The 17,528-nt window shown below is 64.2% G+C and carries 16 protein-coding genes and 1 pseudogene; 10 read left to right on the top strand and 7 right to left on the bottom strand.

The annotated features are described in order from the left end of the window. Positions 1-115: 115 nt before the first annotated feature. The 4 genes and pseudogenes from rpoH to ftsY form a co-directional block, all read right to left on the bottom strand. A complete protein-coding gene (gene rpoH / locus PFLCHA0_RS28965) occupies positions 116-970 on the bottom strand; it encodes an RNA polymerase sigma factor RpoH (protein ID WP_011064028.1) in 855 nt (284 codons plus the stop codon). 113 nt (positions 971-1,083) lie between these two features. Continuing rightward, on the bottom strand, positions 1,084-2,106 hold the full coding sequence (ftsX, locus tag PFLCHA0_RS28970) for a permease-like cell division protein FtsX (protein WP_015637373.1): 1,023 nt from the start codon (positions 2,104-2,106) through the stop codon (positions 1,084-1,086). After that, positions 2,103-2,774 (bottom strand): cell division ATP-binding protein FtsE, encoded by a 672-nt coding sequence (gene ftsE, locus PFLCHA0_RS28975; protein ID WP_011064030.1) that lies wholly within the window; start codon positions 2,772-2,774, stop codon positions 2,103-2,105. Before ftsE ends, ftsX begins: the two co-directional genes overlap by 4 nt. Next, positions 2,771-4,058, bottom strand: a pseudogene (gene ftsY / locus PFLCHA0_RS28980) (signal recognition particle-docking protein FtsY); the annotation flags it as partial. The gene ftsE and the pseudogene ftsY, both read right to left, overlap by 4 nt. Before the next feature lie 609 nt (positions 4,059-4,667). Here ftsY and PFLCHA0_RS28985 point away from each other — a divergent pair. The 5 genes from PFLCHA0_RS28985 (at position 4,668) to PFLCHA0_RS29005 (ending at position 10,082) form a co-directional block, all read left to right on the top strand. After that, positions 4,668-6,023: a M16 family metallopeptidase gene (locus tag PFLCHA0_RS28985; protein WP_011064032.1), complete on the top strand. Its 1,356-nt coding sequence runs from the start codon at positions 4,668-4,670 to the stop codon at positions 6,021-6,023. After that, positions 6,016-7,506 carry a M16 family metallopeptidase gene (locus PFLCHA0_RS28990; protein WP_011064033.1) on the top strand — a complete coding sequence of 497 codons (1,491 nt, stop codon included), beginning with the start codon at positions 6,016-6,018 and terminating at the stop codon, positions 7,504-7,506. Before PFLCHA0_RS28985 ends, PFLCHA0_RS28990 begins: the two co-directional genes overlap by 8 nt. Then, positions 7,506-8,126 (top strand): 16S rRNA (guanine(966)-N(2))-methyltransferase RsmD, encoded by a 621-nt coding sequence (gene rsmD, locus PFLCHA0_RS28995; RefSeq protein WP_015637375.1) that lies wholly within the window; start codon positions 7,506-7,508, stop codon positions 8,124-8,126. The genes PFLCHA0_RS28990 and rsmD overlap by 1 nt, the downstream gene beginning before the upstream one ends. 131 nt (positions 8,127-8,257) lie before the next feature. Continuing rightward, complete coding sequence (locus PFLCHA0_RS29000; RefSeq protein ID WP_019095297.1) at positions 8,258-9,259, top strand: hydrolase; 1,002 nt, start codon at positions 8,258-8,260, stop codon at positions 9,257-9,259. Continuing rightward, positions 9,252-10,082 carry an AraC family transcriptional regulator gene (locus PFLCHA0_RS29005; RefSeq protein ID WP_011064036.1) on the top strand — a complete coding sequence of 277 codons (831 nt, stop codon included), beginning with the start codon at positions 9,252-9,254 and terminating at the stop codon, positions 10,080-10,082. The genes PFLCHA0_RS29000 and PFLCHA0_RS29005 overlap by 8 nt, the downstream gene beginning before the upstream one ends. Positions 10,083-10,183: 101 nt before the next feature. On the opposite strand, the gene PFLCHA0_RS29010 is transcribed toward PFLCHA0_RS29005, so the two are convergent. Continuing rightward, positions 10,184-11,038 carry a sulfurtransferase gene (locus tag PFLCHA0_RS29010; RefSeq protein ID WP_015637377.1) on the bottom strand — a complete coding sequence of 285 codons (855 nt, stop codon included), beginning with the start codon at positions 11,036-11,038 and terminating at the stop codon, positions 10,184-10,186. Between the two features lie 33 nt (positions 11,039-11,071). Beyond that, the gene (locus tag PFLCHA0_RS29015; protein ID WP_011064038.1) at positions 11,072-11,743 is read right to left on the bottom strand and encodes a TetR/AcrR family transcriptional regulator; all 672 of its coding nucleotides are present in this window, start codon (positions 11,741-11,743) and stop codon (positions 11,072-11,074) included. Positions 11,744-11,842: 99 nt separating this feature from the next. On the opposite strand from PFLCHA0_RS29015, the gene PFLCHA0_RS29020 reads away from it, so the two are divergent. The 5 genes from PFLCHA0_RS29020 (at position 11,843) to PFLCHA0_RS29040 (ending at position 16,641) form a co-directional block, all read left to right on the top strand. Beyond that, positions 11,843-13,318, top strand: coding sequence for a coniferyl aldehyde dehydrogenase (locus tag PFLCHA0_RS29020; RefSeq protein ID WP_259463990.1), 1,476 nt, complete (start codon positions 11,843-11,845; stop codon positions 13,316-13,318). Positions 13,319-13,345: 27 nt separating this feature from the next. Further along, positions 13,346-13,891, top strand: a complete 546-nt coding sequence (locus PFLCHA0_RS29025) for a hypothetical protein (RefSeq protein ID WP_011064040.1) — start codon at positions 13,346-13,348, stop codon at positions 13,889-13,891. Positions 13,892-14,064: 173 nt separating this feature from the next. Next, positions 14,065-15,660 carry a GMC family oxidoreductase gene (locus PFLCHA0_RS29030; protein WP_015637379.1) on the top strand — a complete coding sequence of 532 codons (1,596 nt, stop codon included), beginning with the start codon at positions 14,065-14,067 and terminating at the stop codon, positions 15,658-15,660. Between the two features lie 115 nt (positions 15,661-15,775). Next, the gene (gene coaD, locus PFLCHA0_RS29035; RefSeq protein WP_003176711.1) at positions 15,776-16,255 is read left to right on the top strand and encodes a pantetheine-phosphate adenylyltransferase; all 480 of its coding nucleotides are present in this window, start codon (positions 15,776-15,778) and stop codon (positions 16,253-16,255) included. 134 nt (positions 16,256-16,389) lie between these two features. After that, positions 16,390-16,641, top strand: a complete 252-nt coding sequence (locus PFLCHA0_RS29040) for a YfhL family 4Fe-4S dicluster ferredoxin (RefSeq protein WP_011064042.1) — start codon at positions 16,390-16,392, stop codon at positions 16,639-16,641. Between the two features lie 63 nt (positions 16,642-16,704). Here the strand turns inward: PFLCHA0_RS29040 and mutM are convergent, their stop codons facing one another. Continuing rightward, a complete protein-coding gene (mutM, locus tag PFLCHA0_RS29045) occupies positions 16,705-17,517 on the bottom strand; it encodes a bifunctional DNA-formamidopyrimidine glycosylase/DNA-(apurinic or apyrimidinic site) lyase (RefSeq protein ID WP_011064043.1) in 813 nt (270 codons plus the stop codon). Positions 17,518-17,528 lie beyond the last annotated feature (11 nt).

The raw sequence follows: 17,528 nt of genomic DNA on the forward strand, positions 1-17,528 counted from the left end.
AGCATGTTCGAGATGGGTGCTGGGCTGGGGATTCGCCGGCAAGCCGGCTCCTACGCCAACCGCACAAACAAAAACGCCCCGAGGTAATCGGGGCGTTTTACATGATGCTTCAGGCTTAAGCGGCGATGGACAGTTTCAGCTTGTTCATCGCGCTTTTTTCCAGCTGGCGAATCCGCTCGGCCGAAACGTTGTACTTCTGCGCCAGGTCGTGCAGCGTGGCTTTCTCTTCGGCCAGCCAGCGCTGGTAGAGGATGTCACGGCTGCGTTCGTCCAGCACTTCCAGGGCTTCGTGCAGGTTGCTGGTGGAGTTGTCGCTCCAGTCGGCATCCTCAAGTTGCAGCGCCGGGTCGTAGCGGTGGTCTTCCAGGTAGTTGGCTGGCGACTGGAAGGCGCTGTCGTCGTCCGCTTCCGCAGCCGGATCGAACGCCATGTCCTGGCCGGTCAGCCGGCTTTCCATTTCCCGCACTTCACGAGGCTCCACGCCCAGGCTTTCCGCCACGCGGTGAACTTCTTCGTTGTTCAGCCAGGCCAGACGCTTCTTCTGGCTGCGCAGGTTGAAGAACAGCTTGCGCTGCGCCTTGGTGGTAGCAACCTTCACAATCCGCCAGTTACGCAGGATGAACTCGTGAATTTCCGCCTTGATCCAGTGCACGGCAAAGGACACCAGGCGCACACCCATTTCAGGGTTGAAGCGCTTCACGGCTTTCATCAGGCCAACGTTGCCTTCCTGGATCAGGTCAGCCTGGGCCAACCCGTAGCCGGAATAGCTACGGGCGATATGTACGACAAAACGCAGGTGGGCGAGCACCATCTGCCGAGCCGCCTCAAGATCCTGCTCATAGTAGAGACTCTCGGCCAGTTCACGCTCCTGCTCGGGTGTCAGCAATGGAATGCTGTTCACCGTGTGCACATAAGCCTCCAGGTTTGCGCCTGGAACCAATGCGTAAGCAGGTTGCAAAGAAGTGGTCATACGAAAAAACCTCCGACTCACATAACTCGTGCCGTTCAGCACTGCGAAAATTGACCGGAAACCGCGAAACAAGTTCCCAAAAATGCTGAAAGGTCAATACAAGCAAAAAGATATTACTTCGGTGCCAGTTCCCTCAGGTGACGGGCCACCGCAATCCACGCACCGATATAACCCAACAGCACCGCCCCTAGCAAGAGCGACAGACCATCGGCAACCGGCACCCCCGCGAGGGCAAAATCGCTGCCATACAAGCCAGCCAGACCGATTACCGCATCGTTCAGCCAGTTCAGGCCAAACGCCAATACACCCCAGGACAGGATCCCCGCGCCGAAACCATACAGCGCCCCCATATAGAGGAAGGGCCGACGAACATAACTGTCCGTGCCGCCGACGAGTTTAATCACTTCTATCTCGGTGCGGCGGTTTTCAATATGAAGACGAATGGTATTGCCTATCACCAAAAGTAATGCAGAAACCAGCAGCACCGTCAGGCCGAAGACAAAGCGGTCCCCCAGCTTGAGGATCGCCGCCAGCCGCTCGACCCATACCAGGTCCAGTTGCGCCAGTTGCACCTTGGGCATTTCCGACAACCGCTGGCGCAGGGCTTCCAGGGTCGCCTTGTCCACTTCGTTCGGTGTGACCAGCACTACACCCGGCAGCGGGTTATGGGGCAGTTCGCGCAAGGCCTCGCCCAGCCCGGACTGCTGCTGGAACTCCTCCAGGGCCTTTTCCTTGCTGATGAACTCGGCATCCGCCACACCGGGCAGGCCCTTGATCTCTTCACTGAGCTTCTCGCCCTCGGTAGCAGAAGCCCCCAGATCCAGGTACAGCGAGATCTGCGCCGCGCGCTGCCAGGAACCGCCCAGGCGCTCGACATTATTGAGCAACAGCGACAAGCCCATGGGCAGGCTCAAGGCCACGGCCATCACCAGGCAGGTAAAGAAGCTGCCGATGGGCTGTTTGCCCAGGCGCCGCAGGCTGTCCAGCAGGCTGGCGCGATGGCTTTCGATCCAGGCGTGTAGCAGGGTGCCGAAATCCGGGCCGTCGTCCTCGTCACGCTTTTTCTTCGGCGGTGGTGCTTCGGAAGCCTTGGGCGCTACGCGCTCCGCCACTTTAGGGGTACGTGTAGCACTCATACGCCGGCCTCCCCGTCGCCGATCAAGCGTCCGCGTTGCAAGGTCAGCATGCGGTGGCGCATGCGGGCGATCAGTGCCAGGTCGTGGCTGGCGATCAGCACGCTGGTGCCCAGGCGGTTGATGTCTTCGAACACGCCCATGATTTCCGCCGCAAGACGCGGGTCGAGGTTACCGGTGGGTTCGTCCGCCAGCAGCAGAGCCGGGCGGTGGACGATGGCCCGGGCGATGCCCACGCGCTGCTGCTGGCCGGTGGACAGGTCGCCGGGGTACAGATCGGTCTTGTCCGACAGCGCTACGCGCTCCAGGGCCGAGTCCACCCGCTTGGCGATTTCCGCCTTGGACAGGCCGAGGATCTGCAGCGGCAGGGCGACGTTGTTGAATACGGTGCGGTCGAACAGCAACTGGTGGTTCTGGAACACCACGCCGATCTGCCGCCGCAGGAACGGGATCTGCGCATTGCTGATCTGCCCCAGGTCCTGCCCGGCCAGCAGCAGCTTGCCGGTGGTGGGACGCTCCATGGCCAGCAGCAGGCGCAGCAAGGTGCTCTTACCGGCGCCGGAATGGCCGGTGACAAACAGGAATTCGCCGCGACGCACGCGAAAGCTCAGCTCATGCAGGCCAACGTGACCGTTGGGGTAGCGCTTACCGACCTGTTCGAAACGAATCATGAACGCTCCCGCTCGGCAAACAGTGCCTGGACAAAGGGTTCGGCTTCAAAGGTACGCAAGTCGTCGATGCCTTCACCGACGCCGATATAACGGATCGGCAGGCCGAACTGCTTGGCCAGGGCGAAGATCACTCCCCCCTTGGCGGTACCGTCGAGCTTGGTCAGGGCCAGGCCGGACAACTGCACCGTCTGGTTGAACTGCTTGGCCTGGTTGATGGCGTTCTGGCCGGTACCGGCGTCCAGCACCAGCAGCACCTCGTGGGGGGCGTCGGCATCGAGCTTGCCGATGACCCGACGGACTTTCTTCAGCTCTTCCATCAGGTTGTCTTTGGTGTGCAGGCGCCCCGCCGTGTCGGCGATCAGCACGTCAATGCCACGGGCCTTGGCCGCTTGCACCGCATCGAAGATCACCGAGGCCGAATCGGCACCGGTGTGCTGGGCGATGACCGGGATCTTGTTGCGCTCGCCCCAGACTTGCAGCTGCTCCACTGCCGCGGCGCGGAAGGTGTCGCCGGCGGCCAGCATGACTTTCTTGCCTTCCAACTGCAGCTTCTTCGCCAGCTTGCCGATGGTGGTGGTCTTGCCGGCGCCGTTGACGCCCACCACCAGGATCACGAACGGCTTGTTCTGGGCGACGATCTGCAGTGGTTGTTCCACCGGCTTGAGCATGCTGGTGAGTTCGGCCTGCAGCGAGGCATACAGCGCATCGGAGTCGGTGAGCTGCTTGCGTGCCACCTTCTGGGTCAGGTTCTGGATGATCACCGAAGTCGCCTCAACCCCGACGTCTGCGGTCAGCAGGCGGGTTTCCAGGTCTTCCAGCAATTCGTCATCGATGGCCTTCTTGCCCAGGAACAGGCTGGCCATGCCTTCGCCAATGCTGGCGCTGGTCTTGGACAGACCCTGCTTGAGGCGAGCGAAGAAGCCGATCTTGCTCTCTTCGGCGGGACGGACGGGCTCGGTCACAGGCTCGGGCTCTGCCGCCGCCACAACCGGCTCGGCTACAGGAGCAGGAGCAGGAGCAGGAGCAGGAGCAGGAGCAGGAGCAGGAGCAGGAGCAGGAGCAACAGGTTCAGGGGCGACGAATACCGGGGCAACCGGGGCTTGCACCTCGACCACGGGAGCCGGGCTAACCACCGGGGCTTCGACCACCGGCTCAGGGTGCACGGCAACAGCCGGAATCGGCGGAGCCACATGCTCGGCCTGGGCGTCTTCCACCAGGGCCACGGGTTCTTCCGCCACCGGCAGGGTCAACCAGGGCTTGTGCTCGGCGCTTGGCGCCAGCGGTAGGTCGGGCGCCGCGGGGGCCGCCGGTTCAGGCGCGATGTGCGGTTGCAGCACCAGCTCGGCCATTGGCAGCACCACCGGCTCGGCCGAGGCTACGCTGGCGGCAGGTTCGATGACCGGGGTCGGTGCCGGCTCGGCAGGCACTTGCGGCTGTTCGACGACGGGTTCCTGCGGCTTTTTGCGCAGCCATCCGAACAGGCCTTTCTTCTCGCCAGCCGCGGCTGGGGTCTTTTTGTCGTCGTTGGAACCAAACATGGAGACGGCTATCTCAAGGTAGCGATGCGCCACTGGGCGCCTCGGTAAATAAATATTCGATGCAGAACAGACTGTGTTTCATCCAGCTTGTTCACGCGCAACATGTTGTCGAAATGCCCAAAAGCACTTCAAGGAGCGATTTTACTAAAGGACTGGAACGGCAAAATCGGCGAAAAGTCGAAGTCTAGCTGGTAAATCAGGGCTTCTTGCCGGTAACTCATACAACCTGCTCAAGTACATGCTGATCCGCGAAGACCTGATAGGCGTGGCCGCCAGTAAAACGGATCAGTATCCTAGCACCTCCTCGCCCGCACAGGCTAAGACCAAGCGGGCAGCCCAACAGGTTTAAAAACGAATGAATGCTCTAGCCCGCCGCGCCGCAGGCCTGCTGCTCAGCACAGTTTGTCTGCCCCTTGCAGCCCTGGCTGCCGACCCTCAACCCACCCATGAATTCACCCTCGACAACGGCCTCAAGGTCGTGGTCCGCGAAGATCATCGCGCGCCGGTGGTGGTGTCCCAGGTCTGGTACAAGGTCGGCTCCAGCTACGAAACCCCGGGCCAGACCGGTTTGTCCCACGCCCTGGAACACATGATGTTCAAGGGCAGCGAGAAAGTCGGCCCCGGCGAGGCCTCCCTGATCCTGCGGGACCTGGGCGCCGAAGAGAACGCCTTCACCAGCGACGACTTCACGGCCTATTACCAGGTCCTGGCCCGCGACCGCCTGGGCGTGGCCCTGGAGCTGGAAGCCGACCGCATGGCCAGCCTGCGCCTGCCGGCCGACGAGTTCAGCCGCGAAATCGAGGTCATCAAGGAAGAGCGCCGCCTGCGCACCGACGACAAGCCGATGTCCAAGGCCTACGAGCGCTTCAAGGCCATGGCCTACCCGGCCAGCGGCTACCACACGCCGACCATCGGCTGGATGGCCGACCTGAACCGGATGAAGGTCGAGGAACTGCGCCACTGGTACCAGGCCTGGTACGTGCCGAACAATGCCACCCTGGTGGTAGTCGGCGACGTCACCCCGGACGAGGTGAAAACCCTGGCCCAACGCTACTTCGGCGCGATCCCCAAGCGTGACGTGCCACCGGCGAAGATCCCCATGGAGCTGGCCGAGCCCGGCGAGCGCCTGATCACCTTGCACGTCAAGACCCAACTGCCGAGCCTGATGCTGGCCTTCAACGTGCCGAGCATCGCCACCGCCGAGGACAAACGCGCGGTGAACGCCCTGCGCCTGGCCGCGGCCCTGCTGGACGGCGGCTACAGCGCTCGCATCCCGACCCAGCTGGAGCGCGGCGAAGAGCTGCTGTCCGGCGGCTCCACCAGCTACGACGCCTACACCCGGGGCGACAGCCTGTTCATGCTTTCGGCCACCCCCAACAGCCAGAAGAAGAAAACCATCGCCCAGGCCGAAGCCGGGCTGTGGCGCCTGCTGGACCAGTTGAAGACCACCCCGCCATCCGCCGAGGAACTGGAGCGGGTGCGAGCCCAGGTGATCGCCGGGCTGGTCTACGAACGTGACTCCATCACCAGCCAGGCCACCGCCATCGGCCAGCTGGAAACCGTCGGCCTGTCGTGGAAGCTGATGGACACCGAGCTTGCGGAACTGCAAAGCGTGACCCCGGAAGACATCCAGAAGGCCGCCCGCACCTATTTCACTCGGGAACGTATGAGCGTGGCCCATGTACTGCCTGAGGAGTCCGCTCATGAGTAAGCGCAAGAATGCCTCGCCGGTCCTGCTGGGCCTGGCCCTGGTGGCCCTGCTCACCGCCGGCGGCCTGTACCTGTCGCGTTCCGGCGAATCCAATGCCAGCCAGGCCCTGGACAACGCCAAGACCAGCCAGAAGCTCCAATCCCTGGCCGAGCTGGATGGCAAGGCCCCCAGCCACCGCAACCTCAATGTGCAGACCTGGAGCACCGCCGAAGGCGCCAAGGTGCTGTTCGTCGAAGCCCGCGAGCTGCCGATGTTCGACCTGCGCCTGATCTTCGCCGCCGGCAGCAGCCAGGACGGCAACGCGCCGGGCGTGGCCCTGTTGACCAACGCCATGCTCAACGAAGGCGTGGCCGGCAAGGATGTAGGCGCCATCGCCCAGGGCTTCGAAGGCCTGGGTGCGGATTTCGGCAACGGCGCCTACAAGGACATGGCCGTGGCCTCGCTGCGCAGCCTGAGCGCTGTGGATAAACGCGAACCGGCGCTGAAGCTGTTCGCCGAAGTGGTGGGCAAGCCGACCTTCCCCGCCGACTCCCTGGCGCGGATCAAGAACCAGATGCTCGCCGGCTTCGAATACCAGAAGCAGAACCCCGGCAAGCTGGCCAGCCTGGAGCTGATGAAGCGCCTGTATGGCACCCACCCTTACGCCCATGCCAGCGACGGCGATGCCAAGAGCATCCCGCCGATCACCCTGGCCCAGCTCAAGGCTTTCCACGCCAAGGCCTATGCCGCAGGCAACGTGGTGATCGCCCTGGTCGGCGACCTGTCCCGCAGCGATGCCGAGGCGATTGCCGCACAAGTCTCCGCCGCCCTGCCAAAAGGCCCGGCGCTGGCGAAGATCGAGCAACCTGCCGAACCCAAGGCCAGCATCGGCCATATCGAGTTCCCGTCGAGCCAGACCAGCCTGATGCTGGCGCAACTGGGCATCGACCGTGACGACCCGGACTACGCCGCTGTCTCCCTGGGCAACCAGATTCTCGGCGGCGGCGGCTTCGGCACCCGGCTGATGAGCGAAGTGCGCGAGAAGCGCGGCCTGACCTACGGCGTCTACTCGGGTTTCACCCCGATGCAGGCCCGCGGCCCGTTCATGATCAACCTGCAGACCCGCGCGGAAATGAGCGAAGGCACCCTGAAGCTGGTGCAGGACGTGTTCGCCGAGTACCTGAAGAACGGCCCGACCCAGAAAGAACTGGACGACGCCAAGCGTGAACTGGCTGGCAGCTTCCCGCTGTCCACCGCCAGCAACGCCGATATCGTCGGCCAGCTGGGCGCCATGGGTTTCTACAACCTGCCGTTGAGCTACCTGGAAGACTTCATGCGTCAATCCCAGGAGCTGACGGTGGAGCAGGTCAAGGCCGCCATGAACAAGCACCTGAATGTCGACAAGATGGTCATCGTCAGCGCCGGCCCCACCGTCGCGCAAAAGCCGTTGCCGCCTCCCACTGACAAACCCGCCGAGCAGCCGCTCGGGGTTCCGGAGCATTAATGGCCCGTCCAGCCCGTCCCAGCAAGAAACCCGTCCACAACCAGCACAATGGCGTGGGCCAGTTGCGCATCATTGGCGGCGAATGGCGCAGCCGCAAGCTGAGCTTCCCCGACCTGCCGGGGCTGCGCCCGACCCCGGACCGGGTGCGTGAAACCCTGTTCAACTGGTTGGCCCCCTATGTGGCCGGGGCCAAGGTCATCGACCTGTTCGCCGGCAGCGGTGCGGTGTTCCTCGAAGCCCTGTCCCGTGGCGCCGCCACGGGCCTGGCCCTGGACAGCAGCAGCGTGGCCATTTCCAGCCTGCGCGAGCACCTGGGGACCCTGCGCTGCACCGTCGGCCAGGCCCAGACCGCCGACGCCCTGCGCTACCTGGAAACCCAGCCGGCCACGCCGTTCGACCTGGCCTTCCTCGACCCGCCGTTCAATCAGAACCTGCTGCCCGCCGCCTGCGCCCTGCTGGAAGAGTGCGGCTGGCTGGCGGACGACGCCTGGATCTACACCGAAAGCGAAACCGCGCCATCGACCCTGGGGCTCCCCGGAAGCTGGCGCCTGCACCGTGAACAAAAATCCGGGCAGGTGTATTACTCGTTGTGGCAACGTATGGCAGACAACGTCGCCTAGAACCTGATCACGACCTCGCGAGCAACGCTCAGGCCCGAGCCGCGCAGCAGATCGTAGTCAGGCTCTCAAGCCGACCGGAACAAGGTACGCAGCCCGCCCGGGCTGCGCGCCGCTGCATCGAGACCCTCCCCGTGCCCGACTCGCCTGATCGCTTCACCCCCGCCTTCGGCCTTGGCAACCCGCACCTACAGACCCTGTGGGGCCCGCTGTGGCGCCCGACCACTCATCTTGAGCGCCAGCGCGAACGCTTGTGGCTGGACGACGGCGACTTTCTCGACCTGGACTGGCACGGCCCCCATAGCGCCGACGCGCCCCTGGTGCTGGTGCTGCATGGTTTGACCGGTTCTTCCAACTCGCCTTACGTGGCCGGCCTGCAGCAGGCCCTGGCAACCCGGGGCTGGGCCAGCGCGGCGCTAAACTGGCGCGGCTGTTCCGGCGAGCCCAACCTGCTGCCCCGCAGCTACCACTCCGGGGCCAGCGAAGACCTGGCTGCAGCCATCGCTCACCTGCGGGCCAAGCGCCCCCAGGCGCCGCTCTATGCGGTGGGCTACTCCCTGGGGGGCAATGTGCTGCTCAAATACCTAGGGGAAAGCGGCAGCGACAGCCCGTTGCAAGGCGCCACGGCGGTGTCGGTGCCGTTTCGCCTGGACCAGTGCGCCGATCGCATAGGCCAGGGTTTTTCCAAGGTCTACCAGGCGCACTTCATGCGCGAGATGCTGGCCTACATCAAGGACAAGCAGCGCCAGTTCCAGCACGACGGCCGCCACGAAGGCCTGGCCACCCTGGCGCAACTGGGGCCGCTGACCAAGATGCGCACCTTCTGGGACTTCGACGGCCGGGTCACCGCGCCGCTGCACGGCTTTGCCGATGCCCAGGACTATTACCGCCGCGCCTCCAGCCGCTATTTCCTGGGGCAAATCCGCACCCCGACCCTGATCATCCAGGCCGCGGACGACCCCTTCGTATTCCGTCACAGCCTGCCCGAAGCCAGCGAGCTATCCGCCAGCACCCAGTTCGAGCTGCAGGCCAAGGGTGGCCATGTGGGTTTTGTCGACGGCAGCCTGAAACACCCCGGCTATTACCTGGAGCGGCGGATCCCGCAGTGGTTGGCTGGCCTGGATCGCCATGGATAAGCCAGCCCGGGAATCGATCCGCTTCTGGCAGAGTGCGCCCCTGGCCGGGGTCGAGTTGCTGGCCGCGCGTTACATCGAGCAGCGTTTCGTGCCCCATGTGCATGAGGGCTATGTGATCGGCATGATCATGGCCGGTGCCCAGCGCTACCGCTATCGCGGAGCCGAGCATTTGGCGGGCAGCGGCACCCTGGTGCTGATCAACCCGGACGAGCTGCACACCGGGGCCAAGGGCGTGGAAGACGGCTGGCTGTACCGCGCCTTCTACCCGGAGAACCAGCAGATATTCGGCCTGCTGGATGAACTGGAACTGCCCAGCGGCAGCCTGCCGGCCTTCGGCGCCACCTTGTACCGCGATCCGGACCTGGTACAGGGTTTTGCCCGCCTGCACCACCTGCTGGAAAGCCCGGCCACGGCCCTGCAACAACAGACCCAATGGCGAGAAATGCTGCTGTTGCTGTTGCAACGGCACGCCGGAGTGCGGGCACCAGGTGAACCCGGGCAGGAACACCGGGCCATCGTCCAGGCCAAGGAGTTGCTGCGCTCGCAGCTGGCGGCGCCGCCTTCATTGGAGGAACTGGCAGCAGCGGTGAACCTGTCACCGTTCCATTTCGCCCGGGTGTTTCGCCGGGCTACGGGGATTCCGCCCCACACCTGGTTGATGCAACAGCGCATCGCCAAGGCCCGGGCCTTGCTGCGTGACGGCTGCCTGCCCCTGGAAGTGGCGACACAATTGGGGTTTGCCGACCAGAGTCACCTCAGTCGGCAGTTCAAGCAGGTGTATGGGGTAGCGCCGGCGGCTTATCGCAGTGCCGTTCTGCAGTAGGGCGGTGCGGCTTTCGCGAGCAAGCTCGCTCCTACAGGTTCGCGGGGGCCTGCGGGCCGTAGGAGCTGGCTTGCCAGCGAAGGGGCCGCGGGTAAAGGCCGTCAGTCACCGGTGGCGACAGGCCGCTGCGCATCGGTGATCCACTCGCTCCACGAACCGGCATACAGCCGCCCCAGGGGGTAGCCGGCCAGGCTCAGGGCAAACAGGTTGTGGCAGGCGGTGACGCCAGAACCGCAATAGGCCACCAGTTGCTGCGGGTCACGCCCGGCCAGTTTCTGCGCGAAACGCTGCTTGAGCTGATCGGCCGGTAGAAAGCGCCCATCCTCCCCCAGGTTGTCGGTGAACGCCGCGCATTGCGCCCCGGGAATATGCCCGGCCACCGGGTCGATGGGTTCCACTTCGCCACGAAAGCGCGGCAGGCCACGGGCATCCAGCAGGGTCAGGTCCGTCTGGCCCAGGCGCTTGCCCAGGTGCTCGGCATCCAGCAGCAGGCTGTGATCAGGGTGCCCGACGAACTGCCCCGGCGCGTTTTCCGGGGCATCCAGGCTCAGCGGCAAGCCAGCGGCGTGCCAGGCTTTCAGGCCGCCATCGAGAATGAAAACGCCATCACGCTTGCCCAGCCAGGCCAGCAACCACCAGGCACGAGCGGCGTAGGAACCGGGGCCGTCGTCGTAGAGCACGATCTCGCTGTCGTTATCGATGCCCCAGGCCTGCAGGCGCGCCACCAACTGCGCGGGCTCCGGCAACGGATGCCGACCGGTCACGCCCTTGATCACCGGCGCGCTCAGATCCCGGTTCAGGTCCGCGAAATGCGCCCCGGCGATATGCCCGTCGGCGTAACTGCGCTGGCCGTAATCCGGGTCTTCCAGAGCAAAGCGACAATCCAGAATCACCAGGCCGGGCTGCTGTTTCTTCTGGTCCAGGGCAAGCGGGCTGATCAACTGCGCGAGGGGCATGGCGGGCTCCTGTGAATAAGTTGGAGGTTGATCCTACTGCACTTCTTCCAGGGCTTGGGCCAAGGGCACATAAAACTCTTCGAACAGGCCGTTGACCGCTTCCCGGGCCTGGTCGGTGACGAAACCGGCCTCCAGCACCAGCACCTGGTACACCCCACGCTTGATGGCTTCTTCGCTCAGGTGCGTGGAGTTTTCCCGGGTCGTGCACAGAAAACGCACCCAGGAGGTGAGGATGATCCAGGCATTGAGGGTCAGGGATTCGATCTGCACCTTGTCCATGGCGACGATCCCGGCGTCGACGAAACGCCCGTAGATGGCCATGCCCTGGATCAGGCAGCGCTGGGAAAAACGTCGGTAGCGCGCAGCCAGCTCGGGGTCGCTGTCCAGCAGGTGCTCCAGGTCGCGGTGCAGGAAGCGATAGCGCCACATGGCCGCCAGCAGAGCCTGCAGGTAGTAGCGCTTGTCTTGCACGGTGACCGCGCGCCCGGGGGGCGGTCGAAGGAAGCTGTCCACCAGGCTTTCGTACTCGGCAAACAGCACGGCGATGATCGCCTGCTTGTTGGGGAAGTGGTAGTACAGGTTGCCCGGGGAAATCTCCATGTGCGCCGCAATATGGTTGGTGCTGACGTTACGCTCGCCCTGCTGGTTGAAGAGTTCGAGGCTGAACTGGACGATGCGTTCGCGGGTTTTTATGCGTGGGGCCATGGGCGTGGGCTTTAATCAGAAGGCTGGCGTGCATCTTACGTTCTATCCCCCCGGGGATAAATCGCCACCGGCGCAGGAGGGCAATTGACATTTTAGAGCATAAGCTCTAAAAAACTAGCCACCTTACAAAGACGGAGCCCGTCCATGTCTGCCGAAATCGCTTACCTGCAGGATTCCCTTCAGCAACAGGACGAGCTGCTTGAGCTGTTCGAAGCCCAGCGCCGGGCCTTTGCCGCCAACCCGATGCCCCCCGCAGCGCAACGCCAGCAATGGCTGAAGGCACTGCAGGAGCTGCTTAGCAACGAGCGCCAGGCCCTGATCGATGCCATCAGCCAGGACTTCAGCAACCGCAGCGCCGACGAAACCCTGCTGGCCGAGCTGATGCCCAGCCTGCACGGCATCCACTACGCCAGCAAACACCTGAAGAAATGGATGAAGCCGTCCCGCCGCGCCGTGGGCCTGGCCTTCCAGCCGGCCTCGGCCAAGGTGGTCTACCAGCCCCTGGGGGTGGTCGGGATCATAGTGCCGTGGAACTACCCGCTGTACCTGTGCATGGGCCCGCTGGTGGGGGCGCTGGCCGCCGGCAACCGAGTGATGCTCAAGCTCAGTGAGTCCACACCCGCCACCGGGCAACTGCTCAAGCAACTGCTGGCCCGGGTCTTCCCCGAGGACCTGGTGTGCGTGGTGCTGGGCGAGGCCGAGGTGGGCATGGCGTTTTCCAAGCTGCGCTTTGACCACCTGCTGTTCACCGGCGCCACCAGCATCGGCAAGCACGTGATGCGCGCCGCCGCGGAAAACCTGACCCCGGTGACCCTGGAACTGGGCGGCAAATCCCCGGCCATCGTCTCCAGCACCGTGCCCCTCAAGGACGCTGCCGAACGCATCGCCTTCGGCAAGACCCTCAACGCCGGGCAGACCTGCGTCGCCCCGGACTACGTACTGGTACCGGAAGAGCGCGTCGGCGCCTTTGTCGAAGCCTATCGACAGGTGGTGCGCGGTTTTTTCCCGACCCTGGCAGACAACCCCGACTACACCGCCATCATCAACCAGCGCCAGTTGGCGCGGCTCAACGGTTACCTGAGCGACGCCACCAGCAAGGGCGCGCTGCTGGTGCCCCTGTTCGAGCAGAGCCAGGAACGCCGCCTGGGCCACAGCCTGCTGCTCAATGTCAGCGATGACATGACCGTGATGCAGGACGAGATCTTCGGCCCGATCCTGCCCATCGTGCCCTACCGGACCCTGGACCAGGCCTTCGCCTATATCACCCAGCGTCCGCGCCCGCTGGCGCTGTACTACTTCGGCTACGACAAGGCCGAGCAGCAACGGGTGCTCAACGAAACCCACTCCGGCGGCGTGTGCCTCAACGACACCCTGCTGCATGTGGCCCAGGACGACCTGCCGTTCGGCGGCATCGGCCCTTCCGGCATGGGCCACTACCACGGGCATGAAGGCTTCCTGACCTTCAGCAAGGCCAAGGGGGTGTTCATCAAGCAGCGGTTCAACGCCGCCCGCCTGATCTACCCGCCGTATGGCAAATCGATCCAGAAGCTCATCCAGAAGCTGTTCATTCGTTAACCAGTACAACGCCGGGTAATAACAACAATGACCCCTAGCCTGTCTGAAACACCCGCGCTGTCACGGCGCGGCCTGCTGAAAATCGGCCTCTGCGCCAGCGCTTTCCTGGCCACTGCCGGGCTCGGCGCCAGCCTCAGCGGTTGCTCCGCCAGCACGCCCGCCAGCGGTTTCACCATGCTGCGCAGCAATGACCTGCCGTTCCTGCGGGCGCTGATCCCGGTGATGCTCGAAGGCGCCGTACCGGCGGACAAGATGCCCGCCGCCATCGAAGGCACCCTGGCCAACCTGGACAACGCCCTCAATCACCTGTCGACCGAGATGTTCAAGCTCACCCAGCAGCTGTTCGATGTACTGGGCATGGCGGTCACCCGCGGCCCGCTGACGGGGATCTGGGGCAGTTGGGAAAACGCCAGCGCGGATGACATCCGCAATTTCCTCAGCCGCTGGGAAAACAGCTTCCTGGCCTTGCTGCGCATGGGCCATGCCTCGTTGCTGCAACTGGTGATGATGGCTTGGTACACCCGGCCCGAGTCCTGGGCCCATTGCGGTTATCCCGGGCCACCGAAGGTCTGACCGGCCTTTGTAGCCGCTGCCACAGGCTGCGAACGAGCGAGGCGCTCGCGGGGCACTGGGGGTTCGGCTGCAGATCGTCAAGCAAGGCCCTGGGGCCTTTTCGCAGCTTCGCAGGCTCAGCAGCAGCTACAGTGGATGCGCGCCGAGCCATCAATAATAAGAGAGCACCCGATATGCCTGTACCTGATCTGTTCCGCGAAGGCCTGAATCGTGGCTGGAAAACCTACAACGGCTCGCAGTTGGAGCAGGACCTGACCCTGGAAGCCGATGTCGCCATCATCGGCAGCGGCGCCGGGGGCGGCACCACTGCCGAGATCCTCAGCGCCGCCGGCTACAAGGTGCTGCTGATCGAAGAAGGCCCGCTCAAGACCAGCGACGACTTCAAGATGCTCGAAGACCAGGCCTACACCAGCCTCTATCAGGAGGGCATCGGGCGCATGAGCAAGGATGGCGCCATCACCATCCTCCAGGGCCGCGCCGTGGGCGGCACTACCTTGATCAACTGGACGTCGAGCTTCCGCACGCCTGACCCGACCCTGGAGCACTGGGCCCGTGAGCACGGGGTGGTGGGCCACAGCTCGGCCGAAATGGCGCCCTGGTTCGAGAAAATGGAACAGCGCCTGGGCGTCGCGCCCTGGGTCATGCCGCCCAACGCCAACAACGACGTGATCCGCAAGGGCTGCGAAGCCCTGGGCTACAGCTGGCACGTGATTCCGCGCAACGTGCGCGGCTGCTGGAACCTGGGCTACTGCGGCCTGGGCTGCCCGACCAACGCCAAGCAGTCGATGCTGGTGACCACCATTCCGGCGACCCTGGAGAAAGGTGGCGAGCTGCTGTACCTGGCCCGGGCCGAGCGCCTGCAAATAAAGGACGACAAGGTCACCAGCCTGCAATGCCAGGCCATGGACGCCCGCTGCGTGGCCCCCACCGGGCGCACCATCACGGTCAAGGCCAAGCATTACGTGCTGGCCGGTGGCGGCATCAACAGCCCGGCCCTGCTGTTGCGTTCCGATGCGCCGGACCCGCATTCGCGGCTGGGCAAACGCACCTTCCTGCACCTGGTCAACTTCTCCGCCGGGCAGTTCGACGAGGTGATCAACCCGTTCTACGGCGCGCCGCAGTCGATCTATTCCGACCACTTCCAGTGGCAGGACGGCACCACCGGCAAGATGTCCTACAAACTTGAAGTGCCGCCCCTGCAGCCGGCCCTGGCCAGCACCCTGCTGGGCGGGTTCGGGCCGCAGAGCGGGCTGTCCATGGAGAAACTGCCCCACACCCATGCCATGCTTGCCCTGCTGCGGGACGGCTTTCACCCCGACAGCACCGGCGGCAACGTCGAACTGCGGGGTGACGGCACCCCTGTCCTCGACTATCAGGTTTCACCCTACGCCTGGGACGGACTGCGCCGGGCCTTCCACAGCATGGCGGAGATCCAGTTCGCTGGCGGCGCCAAGGCGGTCAAGCCGCTGCACAGCGATGCACGCTTCGCCAAGAACCTCGACGAAGTGCGGGCGCAGATCGACGGCCTGGACCTGGCCCTGTACCGCACCCGCCTGGGCAGTGCCCACGTGATGGGCGGTTGCGCCATGGGCGAAGATCCGAAAACCGCGGTCACCGACAGCCTCGGGCGCCACCATCAACTGCACAACCTGTCGGTCCACGACGGCTCGCTGTTTCCCACCAGCATCGGCGCCAACCCGCAGCTGTCGGTCTATGGGCTCACGGCGCAATTGGCCAGCGCCTTGGCGGAGCGCCTGAAATCAGTGTGAAAAAGCGGGATATTCTCGTCGTCTATAGTGCTTTCTTCCCTAAAAGGCGACTTGGCCGACCGGGAAGGCTGCGATACCATCCGACTCCCCAACGGATTCCCGCCAGGACGACGCGATGAACCGAGTGTTGTACCCAGGTACCTTCGACCCTATTACCAAGGGCCATGGCGATCTGGTCGAACGCGCCTCGCGCCTGTTCGACCATGTGATCATCGCCGTTGCCGCCAGCCCCAAGAAAAACCCGCTGTTCCCCCTGGAGCAGCGCGTGGAACTGGCGCGCGAGGTGACCAAGCATCTGCCCAACGTTGAAGTCGTCGGCTTCTCCACCCTGCTGGCGCATTTTGCCAAGGAGCAGAACGCCAATGTCTTCCTGCGCGGCCTGCGGGCGGTTTCGGACTTCGAATACGAATTCCAGCTGGCCAACATGAACCGCCAGTTGGCCCCGGACGTGGAAAGCCTGTTTCTCACTCCGTCGGAGCGCTACTCGTTCATTTCCTCGACCCTGGTCCGTGAAATCGCTGCCCTGGGCGGTGATATCACCAAGTTCGTGCACCCGGCGGTCGCCGACGCGCTGACCCTGCGCTTCAAGAAATAAGCCGCGCGGCCCCGCACCGGGGCCCTCGCCTGACGTCAGCCATCGCGCCCGCGTGCACTGTGGGCGTCAATACGGCACAATTGCGCGCATTCGTTTTTACATGCCCGGGCCTGCCGCCCAGGCCGGAGTACCCCATGTCCCTGATCATCACCGACGATTGCATCAACTGCGACGTCTGCGAACCCGAGTGCCCTAACGCGGCGATTTCCCAAGGCGAAGAGATCTACGTCATCGATCCGAACCTGTGCACCCAGTGCGTCGGCCACTACGACGAGCCGCAGTGCCAGCAGGTGTGCCCGGTGGATTGCATTCCGCTGGACGAAGCCCGCCCGGAAACCGAAGAAGAGTTGATGGCCAAGTACCGGAAGATCACCGGCAAGGCTTGAGTGATATGGCGCCCTTTCGGCTCCCACAAACACCTGTAGGAGCCGGCTTGCCGGCGAAGCTTCTCAGCTCTGGCAACGCGGGCAATAGACACTGGCCCGCTGGCCCAGCTTGATTTCCCGCAGCCCGGTGCCGCAGACCTTGCAGTTCTCCCCGCCACGCCCGTAGACGAACAGTTCCTGCTGGAAGTAGCCCGGCTGGCCATCGCCACCGATAAAGTCGCGCAAGGTGGTGCCGCCGCGCTCGATAGCGGCCGCCAGGATGCGTTTGATCTCGATCGCCAGCTTCAGGTAGCGCGCTCGGGAAATCCCCTTGGCTTCGCGGCGCGGGTCGATGCCCGCGGCGAACAGCGCCTCGGTCGCATAGATATTGCCCACCCCCACCACCACCGCGTTGTCCATGATGAACGGTTTGACCGCCATGGAGCGTCCGCGGGACAGCTGATACAGGCGCTCGCCGTCGAACAGGTCGGTCAGCGGCTCGGGCCCCAGGCGCACCAGCAATTCGTGATTCAGCGGGTCGTGGCTCCAGAGCATGGCGCCAAAGCGCCGCGGATCGGTGTAGCGCAGGGCCAGGCCGGACTCCAGCTCGATATCCACATGTTCGTGCTTGGCCGCCGGCAGCCCAACCTCCACCAGACGCAGGTTGCCGGACATTCCCAGGTGGCTGATCAGGGTGCCGACCTCAGCATTGATCAAAAGGTATTTGGCCCGCCGCTCCACCAGCACAATGCGCTGCCCGGACAGGCGCACGTCCAGATCTTCGGGGATCGGCCAGCGCAAGCGCCGGTCACGGACGATGACCCGGCTGACCTTCTGGCCTTCCAGATGCGGCGCGATTCCGCGCCGGGTGGTTTCGACTTCCGGTAATTCAGGCATATGCGCCCCTG

It is taken from the genome of Pseudomonas protegens CHA0 (genome assembly GCF_000397205.1).
In the GTDB taxonomy this organism is placed as follows: domain Bacteria; phylum Pseudomonadota; class Gammaproteobacteria; order Pseudomonadales; family Pseudomonadaceae; genus Aquipseudomonas; species Aquipseudomonas protegens.

Coding starts and splice junctions, on each gene's coding strand:
- rpoH (WP_011064028.1), bottom strand. CDS start 970: ATGACCACTTCTTTGCAACCTGCTTACGCATTGGTTCCAGGCGCAAAC.
- ftsX (WP_015637373.1), bottom strand. CDS start 2,106: ATGAGTGCTACACGTACCCCTAAAGTGGCGGAGCGCGTAGCGCCCAAG.
- ftsE (WP_011064030.1), bottom strand. CDS start 2,774: ATGATTCGTTTCGAACAGGTCGGTAAGCGCTACCCCAACGGTCACGTT.
- PFLCHA0_RS28985 (WP_011064032.1), top strand. CDS start 4,668: ATGAATGCTCTAGCCCGCCGCGCCGCAGGCCTGCTGCTCAGCACAGTT.
- PFLCHA0_RS28990 (WP_011064033.1), top strand. CDS start 6,016: ATGAGTAAGCGCAAGAATGCCTCGCCGGTCCTGCTGGGCCTGGCCCTG.
- rsmD (WP_015637375.1), top strand. CDS start 7,506: ATGGCCCGTCCAGCCCGTCCCAGCAAGAAACCCGTCCACAACCAGCAC.
- PFLCHA0_RS29005 (WP_011064036.1), top strand. CDS start 9,252: ATGGATAAGCCAGCCCGGGAATCGATCCGCTTCTGGCAGAGTGCGCCC.
- PFLCHA0_RS29010 (WP_015637377.1), bottom strand. CDS start 11,038: ATGCCCCTCGCGCAGTTGATCAGCCCGCTTGCCCTGGACCAGAAGAAA.
- PFLCHA0_RS29015 (WP_011064038.1), bottom strand. CDS start 11,743: ATGGCCCCACGCATAAAAACCCGCGAACGCATCGTCCAGTTCAGCCTC.
- PFLCHA0_RS29025 (WP_011064040.1), top strand. CDS start 13,346: ATGACCCCTAGCCTGTCTGAAACACCCGCGCTGTCACGGCGCGGCCTG.
- PFLCHA0_RS29030 (WP_015637379.1), top strand. CDS start 14,065: ATGCCTGTACCTGATCTGTTCCGCGAAGGCCTGAATCGTGGCTGGAAA.
- coaD (WP_003176711.1), top strand. CDS start 15,776: ATGAACCGAGTGTTGTACCCAGGTACCTTCGACCCTATTACCAAGGGC.
- PFLCHA0_RS29040 (WP_011064042.1), top strand. CDS start 16,390: ATGTCCCTGATCATCACCGACGATTGCATCAACTGCGACGTCTGCGAA.
- mutM (WP_011064043.1), bottom strand. CDS start 17,517: ATGCCTGAATTACCGGAAGTCGAAACCACCCGGCGCGGAATCGCGCCG.